Source organism: Shewanella bicestrii (assembly GCF_002216875.1).
In the GTDB taxonomy this organism is placed as follows: domain Bacteria; phylum Pseudomonadota; class Gammaproteobacteria; order Enterobacterales; family Shewanellaceae; genus Shewanella; species Shewanella seohaensis.
Genome location: NZ_CP022358.1, coordinates 3886859 through 3908032, shown reverse-complemented (window position 1 = coordinate 3908032; position 21174 = coordinate 3886859). Strand labels below are relative to the sequence as shown.

The following is a 21174-nucleotide window of genomic DNA, read 5'->3' as shown; positions in this document are numbered from 1 at the left end:
TTTAACAACAAAAATCCACAGCCATTGCTGTGGATTTTTGTTTAGTGGCGCCAGTGTTTGCTTTACTCGCCTCCTACTCGCGCCACTTGCCATCAAACTCGTTATCAAGCGCACCATCAAATTGTAAAGTCATGGTGTGTGGTCAGTTTAGGCGCATCACACTGGGTAAGGGGAATACGGATATTGAATTTAGCGCCTCCCAATGCCGAGTCTGCTTGGTAGTTCATGGTGCCCTTTAACAGCGTGGCGGCATTAAAGGCAGCGGATAAGCCTAAGCCTGTGCCACCTTTACTCCTGTTGGTGGTAAAGAAGGGCTCAAACATATGCTCTGCCACTTCGGGTGGAATGGCGATACCATTGTTTTCAATGCTGATATTGACATAGTCTTGCTCTAAATTCGCTGTGATCTGAATTTGGTTATTCTGCCTATCCTGGAAGGCATGGGTGAAGGCGTTGGAGAGAATATTACTGACAATTTGATTGAGCAGGCTGACATTGGTCTGAATATTGAGTGTTGGCGTAACCTGTAGCTGGGTTTGTACACTGACCTTGGGATACATGATTAAGGTCGATTCTAGGATCTCCTTAAGCTGGTTTTGCAGATTAATACACTGATGTTCTTCGTGGCTACGATCGATGGCGATCGTTTTAAATTTTTGGATCAGGCTGCTGGCTTTGGTGATATTACGGACGATTAGCTCACAGCTTTCTTGATACTCATCTAAGATGGCGTTGATTTCGTCGAGGGTGGCGTGTTCGCTGTGAATGAGGTCAATTAGCTCTTCGATATGGTTCAGTTGAGTGCTGGCCGCCGTCAAACAAATGCCGATCGGCGTATTGATCTCATGCGCAACCCCAGAGACGAGCCCACCCAAGGCGGCCATTTTTTCCTGCTCGACTAATACTTGCTGCGCCCGTTTTAGCGCCGTTAATGACTGCTCTAATTCTTGGGTTCTTTCTTTGACTTGTCTTGCGAGCTCTTCTTTATAACTCCGTTCGAGTTTCAGCAACCGTTCTCTGTCTTCTAAGGCGGTTTGCAGTTCGGCTTTAGAGCTTTTCAGTGCCTCAAAGGAGCTGCGAAGCTGGTCCTGCATGCTGTTGATGGCATCGGCGACTTGCTTAAACTCATCGACCTTGTCTTTACGTTCAAATTGCAGCGGTTCAAAGTCGGTATCTAAGTCGATGCGTTTGCAGTAATTGCTGAGTTTGTCGAGATGTTTAGTGATGTTGTACCAGACGAGAAACAGGATAAATCCCGCGACTAAGAAGGTTTTAATGCCATTGGAGAGCAGAATGAGGATCGCTTTATCGTAAAGACGTTGATAGATAGCATCCATATCCACTTGTACTTCTAAACTGCCGACATTGATATTATCCGTGGGCGACTTATACACCAGAGGAAAGGTTTTACTGAGCGTGTGGTTTTGCTTTTGCTCGCCAGAACTCCATGACTGACCACTGTCATCTTTGATTGAAATGTAATTGATATCAGGTAGTTGGATAAGGCCATTTAGTTGAGTATTAATCAGTCTTTCATCGATAACCCAAATGCTGGCGGCGAGGACATCGAGGTTAGCTTTTTCAATATTGGAGAATACACGGTCGATGCGAGTGACATCGCCACGGTAGTCGCTGATCAGTTGGTAGGCGGTCGTCATTAAGGTAATCAAAGAGCTGAACAGCACGATAGACAAGGTAAGATGCCTGCCTATCGGGCTTTTAATAAATTGACTAAAGAATGTCAGCATCTAAATAGTCTTTATCTGATAGCGAGTTGGATGCTTATAAGCATAGACTCAAGCATCCAGATTGTGCATTTTATCCCCATGAAATATCCCGCAATTTTGACTGATACAGTGGCATCAAACTTGCTTGATGCCGTCTAAGTTCAATTTTTTGTCGCTGGGATAACATTATGATTAAACTCAAACTGGATTCAGTGAAATTGTTTAGCCCTAAAAAGATGATGTTTCGAGTCATGTTATGGCTAATGGTCAGCTGCGCTGTGTTATTGGCGATCCCATCGAATGTGCTCGCCTTGTTGGCACTGGATAAATTCGTCCCCGAGCATGCCCATTTCGTTGGCCTAGGACTGATCATTTCAATTGCTTATTTCTTAACTCAGTTATTAAACCTTGGCTTAGATGAGTCGATTCGTCACTTAAGTGATAAACGCGTGACGGAAACGATTGAAGCTAAGGTCAACCTGATGGACCGTGCTGAGCGAGCCCTCTTGCGGGAGTTCTTTTTACAGGGCGCCACCATTTTGACATTGCCGCAAAATGAACCTGCAGTAAAAAGCTTACTGAATGCCTGCATCCTCGAATGTTTAGGCAATGAGCGCCATTATGCGATCCAAGGTCCTACGGCGGATTATAAAATTTCGATGAAGGCACGCATGTATCTGAATCGTGGCGTACTGCGTTTACCCGCGGGAGAGCCGAGCCAGGAAGAAATGCAGCACTTGATTAAAGCGCGTCCGCAGTTCTTAAATGGGGTAGTGCAAAGCCGTAAACACGCCGCTTAATGCGGGTTGTGTACTAAAGCAGAAATCACAGGCACAAAAAATGGGGGTTAGATTAACCCCCATAACAACGTGCAATTTTTACAATGAACAGAATAACAATTTGGAAGCAAAAACTACGATTGTTGCGCGGACTTCACAATAAACATCCAAGTGATATAAGAAATTATCCCTATAGTGCTAAAGATAACGATCATTGAGAGTAAACCAATTGGGTTACCGAACATTAAATCTAACCAAAATGCCATGATTGAAATCCTCTTTCCTGTGAAGTCCCCCTTACACTAGCGCCCTTAGCGGCTTTAAATACTGATCTCGATCAATAAAAAATCGACATCTTAAAACAATGTTGTAACTACAGATTAACCCTGTGATCTGGCTCAAATTTAGCACTTGGTAAAATACAGCTAAAGTCATTCCTTCGGGCTTTGTTTCTTGTTTCATTCGCGACTAGTCTTAAGAGTATCGAGTACGAAAAAATCATTAAATGATACAAAGATCTGTTGGTTACCAACGAGTTTGTTCTCGCAAGCAAAATAGCATTTTTGAAGGAGACAAGAATGGCTGGCATCAGTGTCCAAAAAGGCAGCATGGGCTACGGTATTATCTTTGCGCCCATGGTCTTACTCTTATACCCACTCTATTGTTTAGCAACCAGCGCCCACTGGATTGCGGCGCTGTGTTTAATTGCCCTTGCAGTGATTCTCTTTTTAAATATTAACAAGTTGATCCGTAACTTACGGCACTTAGAGCGTGCGGCCCATCACTTAGGGGATGGGGATTTAAGTTATCAGCTCGATGAGAAAGATGCGGGTGTGTTTATCACGGTTGTCCACAGTATCAACCGCATGGGCGAAGATGTTAGTCGCACTATTCTCTCCCTCGTCGATACGAGTGAGTGGATGAAGAAAGTCGCGACCGATATTAAAGCGATCAGCGAACAGGCAAAACAGGGCGTGCTCGAGCAGGAGCGTCAAACCGAGTTGGCCGCAACGGCGATGACGCAGATGGTCTCCACCGTACAAGAAGTCTCACAAAATGCCGCCAGTACGGCGCGTGCGGCGGATATTGCCCAAGGCTCGGCGAAACACGGTGATGATTTAATTGGTACTATCGTTAATAAAATCAGCGATATGAAATCGCAAATTCACCAAACTAAAGGCGTTATCGAGCACCTTGCCGCCGATACCAATAGCATTAGCAGTATCATTGAAACCATTTCCCAAGTCGCGGAGCAAACAAACCTATTGGCACTCAATGCGGCGATTGAGAGTGCGCGCGCCGGTGAACATGGCCGTGGCTTTGCGGTTGTCGCCGATGAAGTGCGTAACTTAGCTAAACGTACCTCAGAGGCTACCGCCGAAATTCAGCAGCAGATTACCACGCTGCAAAAGGGCGCGCAGCAGAGCGTAGAAGTGATGCTTAAGAATGTCACCATTGCCGACGAAACCGCCGTGATGGTGGAGCAAGCCCATCAAGCCCTCGGTGACATAGTGACTCAGGTTGAAAGCATTACCGATATGTCCCACCAAATCGCAACGGCTTCGGAAGAGCAACATGCAGTTGCCGAAGAAATTAACAAAAATATCAGCGTGATGGCCGATCTTGCCCTAAAAAATGCGCGCCATACCAACCACACCAACTTATCCAGTCTTAAGGTGTATAACATGTCGCAGGAAATTGGCTCCCTGCTGCATCGATTCCATGTCGATGGCAAGATGTTTAATTCGAGCCAAGCCCAAAGTAAGTTATTCGTGAAATGGGGGCCTGAGCTTGATATTGGCATGCCAGAGATTAACCGTCAGCACCAACGCTTAGTCTCATTAATCAATGAATTACACCGGACGTTAAGTGAGGCATATGGGCTTGAGGCGATTAAGCGTATCGTCCAAGGGCTGGTGGATTACACCGCGAACCATTTCTCCTATGAAGAAGAATTGTTTGCACGTTTTGGCTATCCCCAAACCGTGGCCCACAAGGAAAAGCATGCTCAGTTGGTTGGTCAAGTGCTTGATTTTCAAAAGAGGGTAGCTAGAGGTGAAGATGTCGCCGATGAACTCATGGCATTTTTAAAAGCTTGGCTAGTCAATCATATTCAAAAGAGCGATAAGGAATACACCCAATTTTTACTCGCCCATGGCGCCGAATAACCAGCCTTGGTTTATCAGAGTTGGATTTTTGAGCGGTTAAAACTAATTTGCCACCCTGCCTTTGAAAAGGGCTTGCCATTGTCAAAGGCAAAGGTATAATTCCCAGCACTTAGAGCCAGCTGCTTGTTTTTGTTAGCTCTAATTTTGATAATGCCAGAGTGGTGAAATCGGTAGACACAGCGGATTCAAAATCCGCCGCCCTTAAAAGCGTGACGGTTCGAGTCCGTCCTCTGGTACCATCCCTTCCAAAGGGACACAAACCGACCTAGAGTCGGTTTTTTTGTGTCTAAAATCTGCTCCAAATATTCAACTCAGTGGGATTCGGCAATATCCATTTGCGTCATTGTCACGCCTTTGATTTGGGCATAGATATTTTTGCCGGGAGTTAGTTGTAACTCATCTCGAGCCCATGGGGTGATGTTGGCCCAGAGTTCGTCTTTACCTAGGGCAATTTTAAGTTGAATTTGCTCGCCATTATCGCTGGGGTAGAGCTCTTTTATGTTTCCTCTGAGTAAGTTACGAATACTCGAGCCTTTAGGTTCCTCTGTGCAAACGGAAACATGGTTCGCTTGAATGCGCACCTTTAACTGCTTATGGGTGGGGGGCAATTGGCCGCTGACCCAGAGCTGATTGCCATCGTCCATCAACAGCCTTGTCATTGGATAATCAGGATGTCTGTCGGCGATTCTGGCGCTCAGCAGAGAACTCAGTTCCTGCAATGGCACCCAGGGACGCATTTGTTCACTATTCCATACCTGTGTTAGCGGTCCCTGGGCGATCATTTTTCCTTGATGCAACACCAACATATGGTCGGCAAGTTGTAGGATTTCATCCAAGCTGTGGCTCACATAGACGATCGGCAGCTTTAATTCCTGCGCTAGGGTTTGTAGGTAAGGCAACAATTCGCGTTTTCGTGGTAAATCGAGGGAGGCTAAGGGCTCATCCATCAGCAGCATTTGTGGTGAGGTGAGTAGGGCACGGCCAATGGCAACCCGTTGTTTTTCGCCGCCGGAGAGCGTGCTGGGATAGCGGTTTAAGAGCTTTTCTATGCCCAGTAGCGAGACCACTTTATCAAACAATTCAGGCGTTTTATGACGCATCCCATAGGTGAGATTGCCCTTCACACTGTAATGGGGAAATAACCTAGCTTCTTGAAATACATAGCCAATTCGGCGTTTTTCAGGGGGCAGATTAACGGTTTTATGCTTGAACAATAGTGTGTCGCCAAGGCTAATCTCGCCTTTATCCGGTGTGGTTAATCCGCCGAGTAAATTCACTAAGGAGGTTTTGCCCGCTCCCGAGCGGCCGAATACGGCGATGACGCCCTGTAATGGTAATTGGGTGTTCACCTTGAGTTGTAGTTGGCCGAGTTGTTTTTCAATATTGATGTTTAACATACACTTGCCGTTCTTTTGAGGGCCTTTTTAGTGAGCCATTGGGAGGCGAGTAAGGAGGCCAGCGCTATCACTATCGAGATGATACACAGGCGCATAGCCTGATATTCCGCTCCCGGTGTTTCGATAAAGGAATACATGGCCAGCGGAATGGTGCGAGTTTCGCCGGGAATATTGGAGACGAAGGTGATGGTCGAGCCAAATTCCCCAAGGCTGCGGGCAAAGGCTATGATCATTCCTGAGACTATGCCGGGCGAGGTGAGTGGCAGGGTGATGGTCAAAAATACTCGCCAGCGACTACTTCCCAAAGTGCGCGCCGCCTGTTCGAGGCGAATATCAACGGTTTCGAAGGATTGACGTATGGCTCTGACCATTAAAGGAAAGGAGACCACTGCGGCGGCGAGTGCCGCGCCGCGCCAGCTAAAGCTAAAACTTAACCCAAACCAGTTGTATAGCCACTGCCCGATGACGCCCTGACGCCCCATGCTGATGAGTAGCAGGTAACCCACCACCACGGGCGGCAACACCAATGGGAGATGCAGGATACTGTCGAAGATAGCCTTACCGGGAAACTCCACGCGCGCCAGCAACCAAGCGCATAAAATGCCTAAGGGTAAGCTGGCCAGCACGGCAACCGCCGAGACTTTGAGGCTCAGCAGCAGCGCGGCGGTTTCGTATTCGCTGAGCAGTGGCCCGCCAAACAGCGAACCACTTAATAAAACATCACTCAGCACTAGTTCACTCCAAAGCCATATTTTTCAAATACTGCTGTGGCGCTAGGGCCTTGAAGGTATTGATTAAAGTCTTTAGCGCTGGCGGTGGATTCCTGCTTCGTTAAGGCGCTGGGATATTCTATCGGGCTATAGCTAGTCGCGGGGAAGGTCGCCACAATTTTAATCTTTTGAGCGACTTTGGCATCGGTCGAGTAAACGATACCGAGCGGGGCTTCGCCCTGTTCCACTAATGCTAGAGCGGCGCGGACATTGTTTGCTCTCGCCAGTAGTGGCTCGGCGGTTTTCCAAAGATTCAGGTTTTCAAGCGCTTGCTTGGCGTATTGTCCGGCTGGGACATGGTCAGGGTCGCCCACCGCTAAACGGCTGCCATTGACCGCGGCCTTAATATCCCAATCGCTGTTCAGTGTGACTTGGTTTACTGGGCTGCTCTTTTCTGCAATCAGCACTAAGGTATTTTTTAACAGGGTAATGCGGCTATCGGCATTGACCGCCTTGGCCTCGACGAGGTAATCCATCCATTTTTGGTTGGCGGAGATAAACAGATCGGCGGGCGCACCATTAGCGATTTGTTTGGCGAGCGTTGAGGAGGAGGCAAAGGAGAAAATCACTTTCGTTTGATGTTCTTTTTCGTACTGCTGGCCAATCTCATTAAGCGCATTCGTGAGGGATGCGGCGGCAAACACCGTCACTTGTTCTTTGTCTGCGGCAAAGCTGATGCTGCAACTGAGGGCTAAGCCAACGACTGAGGCTGTGGTAAAACGCAAAAAGTGTTTGAGCGAGCTCATGGTGTTCCTCCGTGATAAAAAGTGATCGTTATATACCAATCTATATATCGATCATTCAAGTCCCGATGCGTAAATTAGTGATCTCGGCTCGGTTTATTGGCGAAAACGCTAATACCTCGGCGGAGAATTCCGACCGTACGTATTGGTATCTCAAGATTGATCGGGGACAATAGCATTCACTTAAGCTAAGGCGCGCAGGAACATGGACTTACACGCACTACTGACATTGTCATTGGGGGACAAACCCTTCGCCAATCCTCGGCGGATAGCTTTGCTGCGCCAAGTGGCTAACACTGGGTCTATCAGCCAGGGCGCGAAGTTGGCGGGGATCAGCTATAAGGCCGCGTGGGATGCGATAAATGAGATGAATACCACTATGCCCGAGCCCGTCGTCAGCAGCGAAAAGGGGGGTAAGGGCGGTGGTGGTGCCAAACTGACCGAGTTTGGTGAGCGTTTACTTAAGGTGTATTCCATCACCTCGCAGGTGCAGGAAATGGCGCTGTCTGCGTTGCTGGATGATTCGGTCGATATGCACAGTTTGTTGGATGTGATGGCGCATTTCTCCCTTAAAACCAGTGCTCGCAACCAATTAACGGGACGTATCCACAGCATTGAGCCACTCGGTTTGAATGACAGCCTGAAGGTGACATTGGCGGGTGGGCAACAGATCCAAATCTCAGTGACCCATGCTAGTTTTGAGCGTCTGCAGTTAGCCTTGGACCAATCGATTCTATTGTTGTTTAAGGCGCCAGCGGTGACGGCCAGTCGTGATGCTTGCCAGAGCGCGGGGCAAAACTGCGTCAGTGGGCACTTACTGAGTGTGACCGAACTGGCCGATAAGGCTGAGTTAGCGATAGAGATTGGCGCTAAAGAGATTATCTATTCGGTGATGCCACTGGCCGATATTCAAACGCTCAAAGTTGGTGAGCCTTGTTTTGCCTGTTTTGATGCCACACAAGTGATTGTTGCCAGTATGAATTAAAGCTCGCAGCGAGGGTGCTAGGCATCCCGTGGTAAGCCTTTTTGAATGACCCGAACCAGTCGCTCCGTTTTACGGTTATTGGCTTGTGAGCCGCCCGCATGTTGCCGCGCTAGGGCCCAGTCGATATGTTCTTTCACCATTTCATCGACATCTGCTTGGGCTTTACGTTGTTCAAGGGCGGCGATGATTTGCGGCGAACTCGGCGCATTGCCTAGGGCGACGGCGATATTGCGTAGCCAGCGCTGATGACCAATACGGCGAATGGCGCTGCCTTCGGTCTGTTTAAGAAACTCGGTTTCGCTCCACGCAAACAAGGTGAGCAGTTCAGGCTGCTTGAGTTTAGGTCGAATGTGGAAATCACTCTCCTGAGTCAGCGGCGCCTCGCGATTGACCGGGCACACCAACTGACAATCGTCACAACCGTAAATGCGATTTCCCATTAAGGGGCGAAACTCCTCGGGAATGGCACCCTGCAATTCGATTGTCAGATAAGAAATACAGCGCCGTGCATCCACGGTATAAGGCTCGACTATGGCGCCTGTCGGGCAGGAAGTGATGCAGGCCACGCAGGTGTTGCAGTCTTCTTGGATTGGAATGTCTACGGGTAAGGGTAGGTTGATCAGCAATTCCCCAAGGAAGAACCAACTGCCCGCATCGTGATTAAGGATAAGTGAGTGCTTACCAGTCCAACCTATGCCGGCTTTTTCGGCGAGTGGACGTTCCAGCACTGGGGCCGAATCGACAAAGGGCCTGAAGTCGGCGGCATCAAACCCCAAGGCGACAAGCTCGCTACTGATTTGATCGCCCAGCTTTTTTAAGCGGGCACGGATGAGTTTGTGGTAATCCCTGCCGCCTGCGTAACGCGAGATATAGCCCATATTCGGCGAGGCTAAGTTAGTGGCAAACCCCGCCTCCGGCGGCAAATAATCCATCCGAGCCGAAATCACTCGAACTGTGCCTGGGTGCAACTCGTGGGGGCGGGCACGCATCATACCGTGTGTGGCCATGTAACCCATTTCCCCGTGATACCCCTTATCTAACCAAGTCTGCAATTTAGCTTCTTCTGCGGTTAAGTCGGTGTCGCAAATCCCTATTTGGGCAAATCCGAGCGCCTTTCCCCAATGCTTAATTTGTAAAGCGAGACGGGATAGGGTGGCGGCATCGGGAATATTGCTAGGAGTGGTGATCGACATGGAAGCGGCATTGGGCTTAATAAGATGGCGCTATGATAGCAGTTTTATGCCACTAGGGACGAGTGTCGTTCCAAGGGGATTTAGCCAAATCCTTAATTTGCTTTCTTCCGTGTGTAAATTAGATCTATGATGGATAGTAAGTTTCCTCTTCGGTCTTGCCTATGTTGTCCACCCTCAGCAAACACTGTTATCGCCTGCTACTGTGCATGGGCTTAGGCTATTCAGGGCTTAGCTTTGCGGCAACAGAAGCAGCAACCGAGACGGTGCGGTTAGTGACAGAAGCTTGGCCTCCCATGAGCTTCGAGCAAGATGGGGTGCCGACAGGCTTTGGGGGGGAACTGGTTAATCTGCTGCAGCCCCGCCTTGGACAGCAGGAGAAAATTGAGGTGCTACCTTGGGCGCGAGCATACTCGATTGCGAGCTCTGCGCCGAATGTGTTGCTTTTCGCCACTTCCATCAGTGATGAACGGGAAAGCCATTTCGATTTTATTGGCCCCATAGCGACCAGTAAAATTACCCTCTACGCCAGAGCTGACGATCCTATTAGCATCAATCAATTATCTGAAGTGAGTGCGGCGGGGATTGTCGGTGTTTATCGGGAGTCTATCGGCGCGCAGCTGCTGCAACAGCAGGGTATCGATGCGTTATTAGTGGCGAGTTTTCCGCAGCAATCGGCAAAACAGTTGTTGTTTTCACGGGTGCGATTCTGGTGTCAGGCCGATTTGGCGGTCAAGCATATACTGCAAGATATCGGTGCTAAGGAGTCGGACATCAAACCTGTGTATGTCATCGCCGAAATCCATCTTTATCTGGCATTCTCAAAAGGAACCTCTGCCGATACTGTGCAACGTTGGCAAGCTGAGTTAGAAAAGCTCAAAGAATCGGGGGATTTTGCTCGGCTATATCAAAAATGGTTTGGCGCTTTGCCGCCGCCCCTCGAGCATCACATCTTTTGGCACCGAAAAACCGTAGGTTAGTCGGCCATTTTAGCGGCTTTAACGCAGTTTCTTCCTGCGTTTTTGGCGTCGTAAAGGGCGTTGTCCGCACGCTTAAGCAAGCGCGCAAAGCTATCATCTTGTTTGCCTAATTCGGTATTTAAAGTAGCCACTCCGGCACTTACAGTTAGCTTTAACTCTACGGGCAAATTAATGGCACCATAACGAGTGATTAAGGTTTGTAACTCGTGTGCCAGCTCCCAAACGCGCTCTGCGTTGGTATTGGGTAAGAGGATTAAAAACTCCTCACCGCCAATCCGGCCGATGAGATTGCGGTCCGCGGTTAATGCTTGGCTGGCTTGGGCTATGGTCAGCAAGGCTTGATCACCAATTTCATGGCCGAAATTATCGTTAATCTTTTTAAAATGATCCGCATCGAAAATGATCACAGAGAATGGTGTTTTTTGTTTTATCGCCTGCTGAAAATACAGTTCCGCTTGGGCATAGATGTGCCTGCGATTGGGTAATTGAGTCAGATAATCGGTTAAGGCTATGGTCTGTAGGTGGCGGTTACGGTGCACTTGCTTGTAGGCAAAGAGTGACACAATTGCCAAAATACAGCCCGTGAGCAGCAGGATAATCAGTTGCAATGATTTATTTTTCTCGAGCAGTGCTAACTCTTGCTCCTTCAATTTTTGATTATCGAGCAAGCGTTTGTTTTCAGATTCGATCCAACTAGTATCAAACTTTACCTTTAATTCAGTCGTTTGGTGTGCTGAGGAGCTATCATCCACCTTTTTCGTCAAGGCGATAAATTGCTGTAGCTCTTGGTAGGCCGAAGGTAGATCGCCCATGGCCGCATGGATATCACTCTTAAGCTGTAATAGTTGGATGAGGCCGCGATCATTGTGCATCACACGGAATGCAATTTCTGCGGCGGCGAGTTCATCCAGCGCTTCTTGATAGCGTCCCTGTTGATAACGAATTTTCGCCATAAACAGCTTCATAAAGCTGTAGGCGCTCGGTTCTTTATCGGTAATTTCCTGCGCCGCTTCCTTTAAATAGGTTTCGGCTTCATTGAGGCGATTTAACTGAATAAGGCTATAGGCAATATTGGTCGCGTTGATCGCGGCAATAAGAGGGTATTTGTGTTCTTTAAAATACTGATAGCTAAAACGAAAGCTTTCAATCGCTCGCTCATGTTCGCCCATTTCATCTAAGGCAATCCCAATGTCGGAAGTGACGTTGGCAACTTGTTCCTTATTGCCTTTTTGGGAGTAAAACTCTTTGAGTTTATTGTAGTATTTAATCGCACTCTCAGGGTCGCCATAACGCCTAAAGCTGGTGGCAATATCCGCTAAATTGACATTTGCCCAACCCGTTAAGTTCAAGGACTCGTACAGCCCCTGTGCGGTCACTAAATCGTCCAGCGCCTCAGAAAAATCCCCAATGTAGGAATATAAGGCTCCACGCAGACTGCGAGCATCGGCAATGAGTCTAATATCTTCATGCTCATAGGCGCTCTGAATACTTTTGGTATAACCCGACATGGCGCCATTAATATCGCCCTTTTGCTGTAAAAACCAAGCATGGCAGAGAGTAAAGTCGGTAAGAAAATGCGGTGATGCGTTTGGCGGGATCTGTGCCATTGTCTGTTCAATGTGCTGAAGCGAGTGCAACACATCCTCTTCGGTCTCAAAAGGCTGATTCCAGCATTTGAGCAGATTCAGTTTTTCGATGCGCTCAACATCATCACTCGAAATGAGCTTTTCCAGCAGTGATAGGTTTTGCTCGATAGATTCACGGGTCATGGCTTCACCGCTATCGAATAATGCAAAAATCTGATCGACCTGTGCTTGTCCCTCGGCAATAGCAACCCTATGCGTGCCTATCAGCAGCATAAGACAAATGGCTAAATATCGAAGGTAATGTTGCAAGTATGAGGTTTCCCGTTAGCGCTGAAACAGATAGCTAATCATTATCTTAGCATAAACTTTTTACGTATTGTTTACATGTAAAGTTTGCAATTTTTGCATTCATTCCGCTATCAAGGTATAAACGTCGCCTTGGATCTCACCCAATAAGGAAAACCCTTGAAAAAATTACTCTGTGCCGTCCTGTTGCTGTTTACGGGAGCGAGTTGGGCAAACTCGGATGATATCGAAACCTCGGGCGATGTGGTTCATCTACTCCTGCCTGCGACGGCTTTGGGCGCGACCCTATTCTATGAGGATGGGAATGAGGGATCGTGGCAATTACTTAAGGCCGCCGTCTCGAGCCGAGTCATAGTCGAAGGGCTTAAATTGGGTGTCAGTAAGGATAGACCCGATGGCAGTGGTGATGATTCTTTTCCGTCAGGGCACACCTCGGACAGCTTTATGGCGGCCACGTTTATTCAGCAGCGTTATGGCTGGCAATATGGTCTGCCTGCCTATCTTGCTGCGACTTATGTGGGCTACACCCGAGTCGAGAGTGATAAGCACTATTTAGAAGATGTGCTCGCAGGCGCAGCCATTGGCGCACTGGCGGGTTGGTATTTTACTGAGCCCTATAAAGGGATCACAGTGACACCTTTGGCCCATAATGGGGTCTATGGTTTATATATTAGTGGCCAATTTTAAGCCGCTTAGGATAAGAGAGTAATTATGGCTGAAGTATCAGTTGAGTATCGTGAAACCGCCGAGCGGATTTCCCACAATGTTGCCAATAAAGTGCTACCTATGGCAAAAATGCCAGAGAGCCTGTTAGCGGCTTACCAAGGTTTATGTGCCGAGTTGTTACTCGATCGCGAAGACAAATTTGCCACCGCTTGGGAAGCATTACCCGCCAGTGCGCGTAATTTAATGCCGCAGGCTGAGTTCCACGGTTTTTATATTGCCAATGCGTGGTTGCAACTTAGCCGTGTCGCCCAGGAGATTTCTGAGCAGGCCGATACCGATGAGGCCATCAATGAGAATGAGTACAACGGTATTTTCGGTCGCTTAGCCGATGAGTCACTGAAAGAGTGCGTGCGGAAATTAAAGAAAGCGCGTACAGACCGTTCTATGCTCAACAGCTTTAAACAGGTGATGGCGCCTTAAGCTGTGAGTTTGACTCAATAAAAAGCCCGTCGATTGACGGGCTTTTTATTGGAATAATGTCTGATATTAGAAAGACGTACGCTTATAACGACGGTACTCTGGCTTCCAGAAATTATCTTCGATAGATTGCATCAGCAGCTCATCACTCGCAGGCAAGGATAATCCTTGCTCAATTGCCACTTTACCGACGGCAAACGCAATGTGCTTACTTACTGAGTGAATATCTTCCAGTTTTGGCAGGAGTGGTCCTGAGCCATTAATGGCTAACGGTGAGCATTCGGCGAGCGCGCGGCTCGATGCCATTAACATCGCATCGGAGACATGGCGAGCACCCGAGGCGAGTACACCTAAACCAATACCTGGGAAGATAAAGCTGTTGTTACATTGTGCGATTTCATAGGTCTCGCCATCGACAACAACAGGTTCAAACGGGCTACCCGTTGCCACTAAGGCTTGGCCAGACGTCCAGTGCAGAATGTCTTTTGGCGTCGCTTCAACACGGCTGGTGGGGTTCGACAGTGGGAAGATAATTGGACGTTCGCAGTGGCTATGCATTGCACGAACAATTTCTTCGGTAAACAGACCCGGTGCGCCCGATACGCCAATCAGCACCGTTGGCTTAGCGTTATTGACCACATCGAGCAGTGAAATATTGTCGCTGAAGTTATTCCAGTTGCTGATATCTGCACATTTTTGAGCCAATTTTTGTTGGAATGGCAACAGGTTAGGCATGTTGTCGAGCAGCAGACCCCAACGGTCAACCATGCAGACTTGGCTGCGTGCTTGCTCGTCGCTGATCCCTTCAGACACCATTTGTGCAACGATAGCTTCGGCAATACCGCAACCTGCGCTACCGGCACCTAAGAAGGCGATGCGTTGTTTGTTGAGCTCAGTGCCCGCGGCTTTACAGGCGGCGAGTAACGAGCCCACAGTCACGGCGGCGGTACCTTGAATGTCATCGTTAAAGCAGCAGTAGCGATCCTTATAACGCTCAAGGATTGGCATCGCATTCTTTTGGGCAAAGTCTTCGAATTGGATCAGTGTATCTGGCCAACGTACATGCACAGCTTGCATAAAGGCTTCGATAAACTCGGCATACTCTTCGCCGCCAATACGTGGATGGCGCCAACCCATGTACATAGGATCTTCCAGCAACTGTGGATTATCGGTACCTACGTCTAAGGTAATTGGCAGTGTGTATGCGGGGCTGATCCCACCACAGCTGGTGTAGAGCGACAATTTACCAATCGGGATCCCCATGCCGCCAATACCTTGGTCGCCTAAGCCTAAGATGCGCTCACCGTCGGTCACAACGATGATTTTTACTTTTTGGCGAGTCGAGTTATTGAGGATGTCGTCGATTCTATCCTTATTCGGGTAAGAGATGAACAGACCACGGTTACGGCGATAGTTTTTCGAGAAGCGCTCACAGGCCAAACCTACCGTCGGGGTGTAGATAATTGGCATCATTTCGCTGATGTGGTTTTGCACTAAACGATAAAACAGGGTTTCGTTGGTGTCTTGAATGTTGCGCAGATAGATGTGCTTATCGAGATCGTTATTGAAACTTCTGAACTGATCGTAGGCGCGTGAAGCCTGTTCTTCAATGGTTTCAATGGCGTAGGGTACTAAGCCTTCGAGGTTAAAGAAAATACGCTCTTCTTCCGAAAATGCACTGCCCTTGTTAATTAAGGGAGCTTCAAGAATGGCAGGTCCTGCAAACGGAAGATAGAGGGGGCGTTTATTATCGTCCATGGGTAACCTTTGAGTTATTGTTTAATGGTTCGGTACGTGCTTGAGACGTGCTGTAAGTCACGTAAGGTTATCATGAAATGTGATCTTTGTTGCCTGTGTCGTGCGCTATTTGTGGCTTTTTTTGCAGCAGGCGCCAATCTGGCCGTTTAAAACATGCTTCTGTTAATTGGTTGTAAATGCTTTTGCCGTGTAAATGGCTGTTTAAGGCGCTATTAAAACAAAAAACGCAGCCTAGGCTGCGTTTCTGGGGTTAAGCAATTTGGGAGATTAAACACCGCGATATTTTAGTGATAAGCCACGGATAAAGTTACGCAGGATCTGGTCGCCACAGGCTTTGAAGTTTTTATGATCTGGGTTGCGAAACAGTGCGCTTAACTCAGACTTAGACATCTGCACTTCGGCGAGCGCTAAGGTGGCCATAATATCTTCTTCACGCATTTCGAGGGCAACACGTAACTTTTTGAAGATTAAGTTATTGTTTAATTTTGATACTGGCTTTGGGATTTCAGCCCCTTCACGTAGACCGCGTTTTTCGATGATAAGACCATCTAAAAACTGACATAGGGTCGTGTCGTTACAGGCCTTATAGCCTTCTTCCTCTTCTTTGCGCAGCAGACTAATCATCTCTTCGGTAGGCACTTCTCTTCCAACTTTGGCAAAGATCTTAATCATTTTGGCATTGTTGAAATCAAACACGAAGCGCAAACGGCGCAAAATATCATTGTTAATCATGGTCATCTCTAGGCGCGGCTGCGCTGTCTGGTTTAAGAGCAGACATTATATACTCAAAGTAACAGAAAAGCAGGAAAGTCTAGTATGGATGAGCAAGTGGCACAGTAGAGCATGAGCCCTCGCTGAGGGCTCATGCTTAAATGAGTAAAACTAAACGTTAACGGCTAGATACCAGTAAATAAAAAGCACTGCAAAAATAAGCAAATAGCTTAATCCTATCCAAGAGAGGCCTTTCATTTTTGTGCCATAACGATGAGCCGCTGGCAGTTGGGTGCTAGTCATTAAGCGATAGTTTAGCCATGCAAAAACAACTGTAGTCATAAAAGCCAAAATCATCACAAATTCCAGCAGTGGCAGCAGGGCGCCCTTGAAAAACAGGATGAGCAATAATCCTAATGCGCTTACGCTGAGCATGATGCCCGTTAGGCGTTTGTCCGATTGGGTTTCGCTGACTGCTGCGCGTGAGAGCAGTTGCCAGCCCATGTTCAAGGTTCGGCTATAGCCATCGATGACAGTGACAGTGGTGCTGAAAATACATAAAAACGCCACTATGCCTATCAAATAGCGGCTTTCACCACCCATGACTTGGCTATATAAGTTGATTAATTGGTTCGCAAATTTGGCACCAGAGTCGGAAAAGTGCTCACCACTGCCATGCATCACCAGCGCACCTAAGGCCAAAAAGACCACAGCTAACAGGGCGGTGACGATATAGCCTAAGTTGAAGTCTAAGATGGCTTGGGCGGGGGTAACGGGTGATGTCTTTTGTTTTTCCAATAACCACAGCGAATTCCATGCGCTGACTTCAATTGGTGCTGGCATCCAACCCATCATGGCGACCAAGAATCCCACATGGGCCCACTGCCAAGGTGAGTGGGAGACAAACTGGCTTTCAAGCGGTTTTACATGATCCAATGCCAAGGCGACGGCGATTAAGGTGGTGAGTGTCAGGGCGAACATGATGATCTTCGTCAGCCTGTCCAACAATGAATAGTGCCCTAAAATCAATAACAACAACGAACTTATCAGCACCAATAACGCCAACACATCAATAGGCAGAGGGATAAACTGGGTGAGCATGGCGGCGGTTAACATGCAAACCCCCGCGGTGCTGGCGATGGAAGCAATCACATTGAGGCCAGTGAATAACCACAGATAACCTCGGCCCTGTTTAAGATAACCATGCAGCAGGCTTTCACCCGTTGCAGCGGTGTAACGTGCACCTGCGGCAAAGAAGGGGTATTTCAGCAAGTTTACTCCCAGAATCACCCAGGCGAGTTGCCAGCCAAATTCTGCACCGGCGCGGGTGGATGACACTAAATGTGAAGCCCCAATCGCGGCGGCGGCCATTAATACACCGGGTCCCATGGCTTTTATGCCGAGGGCCAGTTGGGCTGTCCAATTCATGGGGAGAGGTTTTACTTGAGAAGTCGCCATAATACGCTGGGTGTTTCCTTATCCGTTGGAAATGGTTTGCTCGATACTGAGCTATCTAAGCCGTTAAGTCGCGATGTTAACTGTTAAGAATTGTATTTTGAGGCGAGTAGGGCTTCGATGCGTTTTAAGCTTGCCGTCATTTCCACAAGTTGGGTCAACATTGCGTTATCTTCTGTGGGAGCGCTCGTCTCGCTGGTGGTATGTGCCTCACTTAAGCGTTCTTTTTGCTCCAAAATCTGCGCCCTAAAATCGGGGGCGTTGACTATACCAACCAGACTAATTAAGGCGCCAGCGCCCGATTGTCCTGCGGTTTCTACAGTGAGTTTATGTAATCCCATCAGGCGCATAATCGGCCCCTGAATGAGGGCGATATCGGTAATTTTATCTAAGGGAACCGTATTTTCTGTGCGAGTTAATATGCCTCTGCGCACGATCAGCTTTTTGCTGGTTAAGCGTGCACTCATATTGCTGATGTAGCGGCGAGTCCCCCATAACCCAATAGGAAACCAAAGTAATAACAAGGGAATACCGACAATACTTAAGGTGAAGTAAGCGGCCCCTGAGAGTAACCAGTACAAACCTAAATTATCTTCAAATTGGGCTTCATGAATTGTTTGTTCTTGCATGTTCTTCCTCAATGCCAATGTTCCATTTCGCTATCTTGAGAGATCTCTGCAGGAAAATACATGGTTTTTGTTAGTAACAAAAGTTTAACTTTTTTCAGTCCCCCATTGACTTTGTTTTACAACCGATTACCTTGGTCGTGTTAAAAATTAGTTTAATAAAAGTAAAATAAATTTAACAAATGAAGATTAGGGAATGTAAATGAAAAGACCTCAGATTCTACCCAGTGCTTGTGCTATCGCGATCGCAATGGCATTTGCCCCGAGTATTAGCTATGCAGCCGATAACGGCGCTGACAAAGTTGAACGCATTGAAGTAACGGGCTCTCGTATTAAGCGCACTGATATCGAGGGACCGTCACCCATTCAATCCATTGGCAAAGAAGATATTGCCAACATGGGTTTTGACAACCTGCAGCAGTTACTCGAACGTATGCCTGCCAACGGTGCTGGCGCTTTCTCTACCCGTGGGAACAGCCAAGACTCGACCGCAAACGGTGGTGCTTCAATCAGTTTGCGTGGCTTAGGCCCTGACGCCACTCTGGTATTGATTAACGGTCGCCGTGTTGCGGCAAGTGCCTTTGCCGAAGGTATCACTAACTCCTTCGTCGACATTAACAACATTCCGGTCTCGGCAATTGAACGCATTGATATTCTGAAAGATGGTGCATCGGCGATTTACGGTTCCGATGCGATTGCGGGCGTAGTTAACATCGTCTTGAAAAAAGACATCGAAGGGATTGAGGTTAACTTAGGTTACGGCGACACCCCGGGTACGGGTTACGATGAAACCACGGCAAGTATCGTTTGGGGCGTGAAGTCCGAAAAGGGCAGTGCGTCGGTTATTCTCGACTATTTTAAAAACGATACCTTAGCGGCAACCGATTTGGGCCGTTTTGGCACAGCCGATCAAAGCCCTTACGGTGGTGAAGATTTCCGTTCCTCACGCGGTTTCCCCGGTTATTTTTATGTTGATGGCGTGAAGACAATCGATCCATCCTGTCCGCCCGATCGTGCAACGGCCAGCGGCAGCTGTTTATTTGACTATGGTCCATACAACTTAGTGATCCCTGAGGCTGAGCGTATCGGGGCTATTGGTCAATTCGATTACCATTTCAATGACGATTTAACCGCGTTCCTCGAGTTAGCCGCGCAACATAACTCTTCAATTGCGGGTGGTGCGCCAACACCTTTGGATGAAGATGCGGCCTTAACTGTGCCAGGCACTCACCCAAATAATCCTTGGGGCAAAGATATTGAAATCGGTCGTTTCCGTACTGTGGATGCGGGCGCACGTCGTTGGGATATCGAGTCCGACACCCTGCGTTTAGTAGCGGGTTTACGTGGCACGATTAAAGAGTGGGATTGGGAAGCCTCGGTACAACGCGGCCGCAGTGAATCGACTCAAACGGGCGATCGTACTCAAGGTTGGGTCAGAACCGATTACCTGCAAGCTGAGATCGATGCGGGTCGCTACAATCCCTTTGGCGGCACCATGAACTCGCAGGATGTGATCGATGCGATTACCACTAGCCTAGTTCGCCAAGGTTTATCGAGCATGACGTCTTACGCGGCGAACATTTCTGGCCAAGCGTTCACGCTGGCGGATCGCGATATTATGATGGCTGCGGGTGTGGAATACCGTGAAGAAAGTGTCAGCGACGTGCCGGATGAACAGTTCCAACGTGGACTGATTTTCGGTACTGAAGCGGTTTCAGCTGCGGCCTCCCGTGACCAATACGCAGGTTATGTGGAGTTCTCTATTCCTGTCACGGATAACTTTGAGCTGCAACTCGCGGGTCGCTACGACCACTACAGCGATTTTGGTTCAACCACTAACCCTAAAGTGGCGTTCCAATGGGGCATCACCGATGAGCTGACGAGCCGTGGTTCTTGGTCAACGGGTTTCCGCGCGCCTTCATTAGCACAAATCGGTTTAGGCCCATCACGCGAAAGTAGCTTCTTTATCGATACTTATCGCTGCGCCGCCGATGGTGTGGATTGTGAAGCGCTCGACTATAACACTGAATTCCAAGGTAACTCTGAGTTGGATGCCGAAGAGTCAGAAACATGGAACCTTGGACTTATCTGGGCGCCAAGCCAGAAGTTTGATATCGGGTTCGATGTTTACAGCATCACGCAAGATAACAAGATCGATAAGCAGCCATTGGGCGATATCTACACTGCAAACTGTAACGATCAAAACAGCACAGTGTGTGAGCGTTTAGCACCGCAAGCGGGTCAAACCTTAGGTCCCATCAGCATTATTCACTCAAGCTTTATCAACTTAAGCTCGCAGGATGTGCAGGGTGTTGACCTGTCAACCCACTATGGTCTTGAGCTAGATAGCTTTGGTGATTTGAAGTTTGGCCTAGAGTACAGCTACCTACATAACTTCGAAAAAGACGGTCTCGATTACACAGGCGAGTACAAGTTCCCACAACATCGCTGGTTACTCACCACGAATTGGACAATGGATAACTTCGCCGCCAACGTAAACCTGAGCTACATCGGTGAGTTCGAAGATACTCCGGATATCGACTTTGACGGCGTATTAGACTTCGAAACTAACAAGTCTCGCATGGTTGATGCGCAGTTATTAGTTGATATGTCAGGTAGTTACCGTTTCAACGAGATGTTTAAGCTGACATTAGGCGTGAACAACGTGTTCGATGAAGAGCCACCGTTTGCGATTGGTGACGGCGATACCGACCTCTATGGTTATGTGATTTCTGTACACAACCCAATGGGACGTTATATCTACACCAAACTGACAATGAACTTCTAACGAGTCATTGGCTGAGTCATTGGAAACGGCGCTTCGGCGCCGTTTTTGTATTTTACTCTGCC

18 protein-coding genes and 1 tRNA gene are annotated in these 21174 nt (G+C 48.1%); 8 read left to right on the top strand and 11 right to left on the bottom strand.

Annotated elements, in window-relative coordinates; all coding sequences use genetic code 11:
* Window positions 1-116 precede the first annotated feature (116 nt).
* Entirely contained in the window at window positions 117-1748 is a 1632-nt protein-coding gene (locus CF168_RS17085) for an ATP-binding protein (RefSeq protein WP_089068444.1), read from the bottom strand.
* Window positions 1749-1915: 167 nt separating this feature from the next.
* On the opposite strand from CF168_RS17085, the gene CF168_RS17080 reads away from it, so the two are divergent.
* A complete protein-coding gene (locus CF168_RS17080) occupies window positions 1916-2527 on the top strand; it encodes a superinfection exclusion B family protein (RefSeq protein WP_086902005.1) in 612 nt (203 codons plus the stop codon).
* 113 nt (window positions 2528-2640) lie between these two features.
* Here the strand turns inward: CF168_RS17080 and CF168_RS17075 are convergent, their stop codons facing one another.
* Window positions 2641-2772, bottom strand: a complete 132-nt coding sequence (locus CF168_RS17075; RefSeq protein ID WP_011715898.1) for a DUF3149 domain-containing protein — start codon at window positions 2770-2772, stop codon at window positions 2641-2643.
* A 312-nt stretch (window positions 2773-3084) separates the two neighbouring features.
* Between CF168_RS17075 and CF168_RS17070 the strand changes: the two genes are divergently transcribed.
* Together CF168_RS17070 and CF168_RS17065 are read left to right on the top strand one after the other, a co-directional pair.
* Window positions 3085-4674 (top strand): bacteriohemerythrin, encoded by a 1590-nt coding sequence (locus CF168_RS17070; protein ID WP_089068443.1) that lies wholly within the window; start codon window positions 3085-3087, stop codon window positions 4672-4674.
* Between the two features lie 152 nt (window positions 4675-4826).
* Window positions 4827-4913: transfer RNA gene (locus tag CF168_RS17065), tRNA-Leu, on the top strand.
* 72 nt (window positions 4914-4985) lie between these two features.
* Here the strand turns inward: CF168_RS17065 and modC are convergent.
* From modC to modA, 3 genes are read right to left on the bottom strand one after another with little or no spacing between them, the layout of a single operon-like run.
* Window positions 4986-6071 carry a molybdenum ABC transporter ATP-binding protein ModC gene (gene modC, locus CF168_RS17060; RefSeq protein ID WP_089068442.1) on the bottom strand — a complete coding sequence of 362 codons (1086 nt, stop codon included), beginning with the start codon at window positions 6069-6071 and terminating at the stop codon, window positions 4986-4988.
* Complete coding sequence (gene modB / locus CF168_RS17055) at window positions 6065-6802, bottom strand: molybdate ABC transporter permease subunit (RefSeq protein ID WP_089068441.1); 738 nt, start codon at window positions 6800-6802, stop codon at window positions 6065-6067. Before modB ends, modC begins: the two co-directional genes overlap by 7 nt.
* On the bottom strand, window positions 6802-7587 hold the full coding sequence (gene modA, locus CF168_RS17050; protein WP_089068440.1) for a molybdate ABC transporter substrate-binding protein: 786 nt from the start codon (window positions 7585-7587) through the stop codon (window positions 6802-6804). The genes modB and modA overlap by 1 nt, the downstream gene beginning before the upstream one ends.
* 202 nt (window positions 7588-7789) lie before the next feature.
* Here modA and CF168_RS17045 point away from each other — a divergent pair, with 202 nt between their 5' ends.
* The gene (locus tag CF168_RS17045; RefSeq protein ID WP_089068439.1) at window positions 7790-8569 is read left to right on the top strand and encodes a TOBE domain-containing protein; all 780 of its coding nucleotides are present in this window, start codon (window positions 7790-7792) and stop codon (window positions 8567-8569) included.
* A gap of 17 nt (window positions 8570-8586) precedes the next feature.
* On the opposite strand, the gene queG is transcribed toward CF168_RS17045, so the two are convergent.
* Window positions 8587-9762, bottom strand: a complete 1176-nt coding sequence (gene queG / locus CF168_RS17040) for a tRNA epoxyqueuosine(34) reductase QueG (protein WP_089068438.1) — start codon at window positions 9760-9762, stop codon at window positions 8587-8589.
* A 161-nt stretch (window positions 9763-9923) separates the two neighbouring features.
* Here queG and CF168_RS17035 point away from each other — a divergent pair, with 161 nt between their 5' ends.
* Window positions 9924-10739 (top strand): substrate-binding periplasmic protein, encoded by an 816-nt coding sequence (locus CF168_RS17035; protein ID WP_089068437.1) that lies wholly within the window; start codon window positions 9924-9926, stop codon window positions 10737-10739.
* Here CF168_RS17035 and CF168_RS17030 read toward each other — a convergent pair.
* The gene (locus CF168_RS17030) at window positions 10736-12634 is read right to left on the bottom strand and encodes a GGDEF domain-containing protein (RefSeq protein ID WP_089068436.1); all 1899 of its coding nucleotides are present in this window, start codon (window positions 12632-12634) and stop codon (window positions 10736-10738) included. The genes CF168_RS17035 and CF168_RS17030 overlap by 4 nt on opposite strands.
* A gap of 156 nt (window positions 12635-12790) precedes the next feature.
* Here CF168_RS17030 and CF168_RS17025 point away from each other — a divergent pair, with 156 nt between their 5' ends.
* Complete coding sequence (locus tag CF168_RS17025) at window positions 12791-13318, top strand: phosphatase PAP2 family protein (RefSeq protein ID WP_086902014.1); 528 nt, start codon at window positions 12791-12793, stop codon at window positions 13316-13318.
* A gap of 24 nt (window positions 13319-13342) precedes the next feature.
* Window positions 13343-13777, top strand: coding sequence for a DUF3069 domain-containing protein (locus tag CF168_RS17020; protein ID WP_011625248.1), 435 nt, complete (start codon window positions 13343-13345; stop codon window positions 13775-13777).
* Between the two features lie 66 nt (window positions 13778-13843).
* Here CF168_RS17020 and CF168_RS17015 read toward each other — a convergent pair whose 3' ends face one another.
* The 4 genes from CF168_RS17015 to CF168_RS17000 form a co-directional block, all read right to left on the bottom strand.
* Window positions 13844-15532, bottom strand: coding sequence for an NAD-dependent malic enzyme (locus CF168_RS17015; protein ID WP_086902015.1), 1689 nt, complete (start codon window positions 15530-15532; stop codon window positions 13844-13846).
* 267 nt (window positions 15533-15799) lie between these two features.
* A complete protein-coding gene (locus CF168_RS17010) occupies window positions 15800-16264 on the bottom strand; it encodes a DUF1456 family protein (protein WP_041412549.1) in 465 nt (154 codons plus the stop codon).
* A 150-nt stretch (window positions 16265-16414) separates the two neighbouring features.
* A complete protein-coding gene (locus CF168_RS17005; protein WP_089068435.1) occupies window positions 16415-17701 on the bottom strand; it encodes an Nramp family divalent metal transporter in 1287 nt (428 codons plus the stop codon).
* Between the two features lie 83 nt (window positions 17702-17784).
* Window positions 17785-18327, bottom strand: coding sequence for a PH domain-containing protein (locus CF168_RS17000; protein WP_011625253.1), 543 nt, complete (start codon window positions 18325-18327; stop codon window positions 17785-17787).
* Window positions 18328-18526: 199 nt separating this feature from the next.
* Between CF168_RS17000 and CF168_RS16995 the strand changes: the two genes are divergently transcribed.
* Window positions 18527-21112, top strand: a complete 2586-nt coding sequence (locus tag CF168_RS16995; protein WP_089068434.1) for a TonB-dependent receptor plug domain-containing protein — start codon at window positions 18527-18529, stop codon at window positions 21110-21112.
* The last annotated feature ends 62 nt before the right edge of the window (window positions 21113-21174 follow it).

Bases quoted from the DNA above. Each gene is read 5' to 3' on its own strand.
- CF168_RS17010 (WP_041412549.1), bottom strand. From the start codon at position 16,264: ATGATTAACAATGATATTTTGCGCCGTTTGCGCTTCGTGTTTGATTTC.
- CF168_RS17075 (WP_011715898.1), bottom strand. From the start codon at position 2,772: ATGGCATTTTGGTTAGATTTAATGTTCGGTAACCCAATTGGTTTACTC.
- modC (WP_089068442.1), bottom strand. From the start codon at position 6,071: ATGTTAAACATCAATATTGAAAAACAACTCGGCCAACTACAACTCAAG.
- CF168_RS17015 (WP_086902015.1), bottom strand. From the start codon at position 15,532: ATGGACGATAATAAACGCCCCCTCTATCTTCCGTTTGCAGGACCTGCC.
- CF168_RS17080 (WP_086902005.1), top strand. From the start codon at position 1,916: ATGATTAAACTCAAACTGGATTCAGTGAAATTGTTTAGCCCTAAAAAG.
- CF168_RS17045 (WP_089068439.1), top strand. From the start codon at position 7,790: ATGGACTTACACGCACTACTGACATTGTCATTGGGGGACAAACCCTTC.
- CF168_RS17085 (WP_089068444.1), bottom strand. From the start codon at position 1,748: ATGCTGACATTCTTTAGTCAATTTATTAAAAGCCCGATAGGCAGGCAT.
- CF168_RS17005 (WP_089068435.1), bottom strand. From the start codon at position 17,701: ATGGCGACTTCTCAAGTAAAACCTCTCCCCATGAATTGGACAGCCCAA.
- CF168_RS17070 (WP_089068443.1), top strand. From the start codon at position 3,085: ATGGCTGGCATCAGTGTCCAAAAAGGCAGCATGGGCTACGGTATTATC.
- CF168_RS17035 (WP_089068437.1), top strand. From the start codon at position 9,924: ATGTTGTCCACCCTCAGCAAACACTGTTATCGCCTGCTACTGTGCATG.
- CF168_RS17020 (WP_011625248.1), top strand. From the start codon at position 13,343: ATGGCTGAAGTATCAGTTGAGTATCGTGAAACCGCCGAGCGGATTTCC.
- queG (WP_089068438.1), bottom strand. From the start codon at position 9,762: ATGTCGATCACCACTCCTAGCAATATTCCCGATGCCGCCACCCTATCC.
- modA (WP_089068440.1), bottom strand. From the start codon at position 7,587: ATGAGCTCGCTCAAACACTTTTTGCGTTTTACCACAGCCTCAGTCGTT.
- CF168_RS17000 (WP_011625253.1), bottom strand. From the start codon at position 18,327: ATGCAAGAACAAACAATTCATGAAGCCCAATTTGAAGATAATTTAGGT.
- CF168_RS16995 (WP_089068434.1), top strand. From the start codon at position 18,527: ATGAAAAGACCTCAGATTCTACCCAGTGCTTGTGCTATCGCGATCGCA.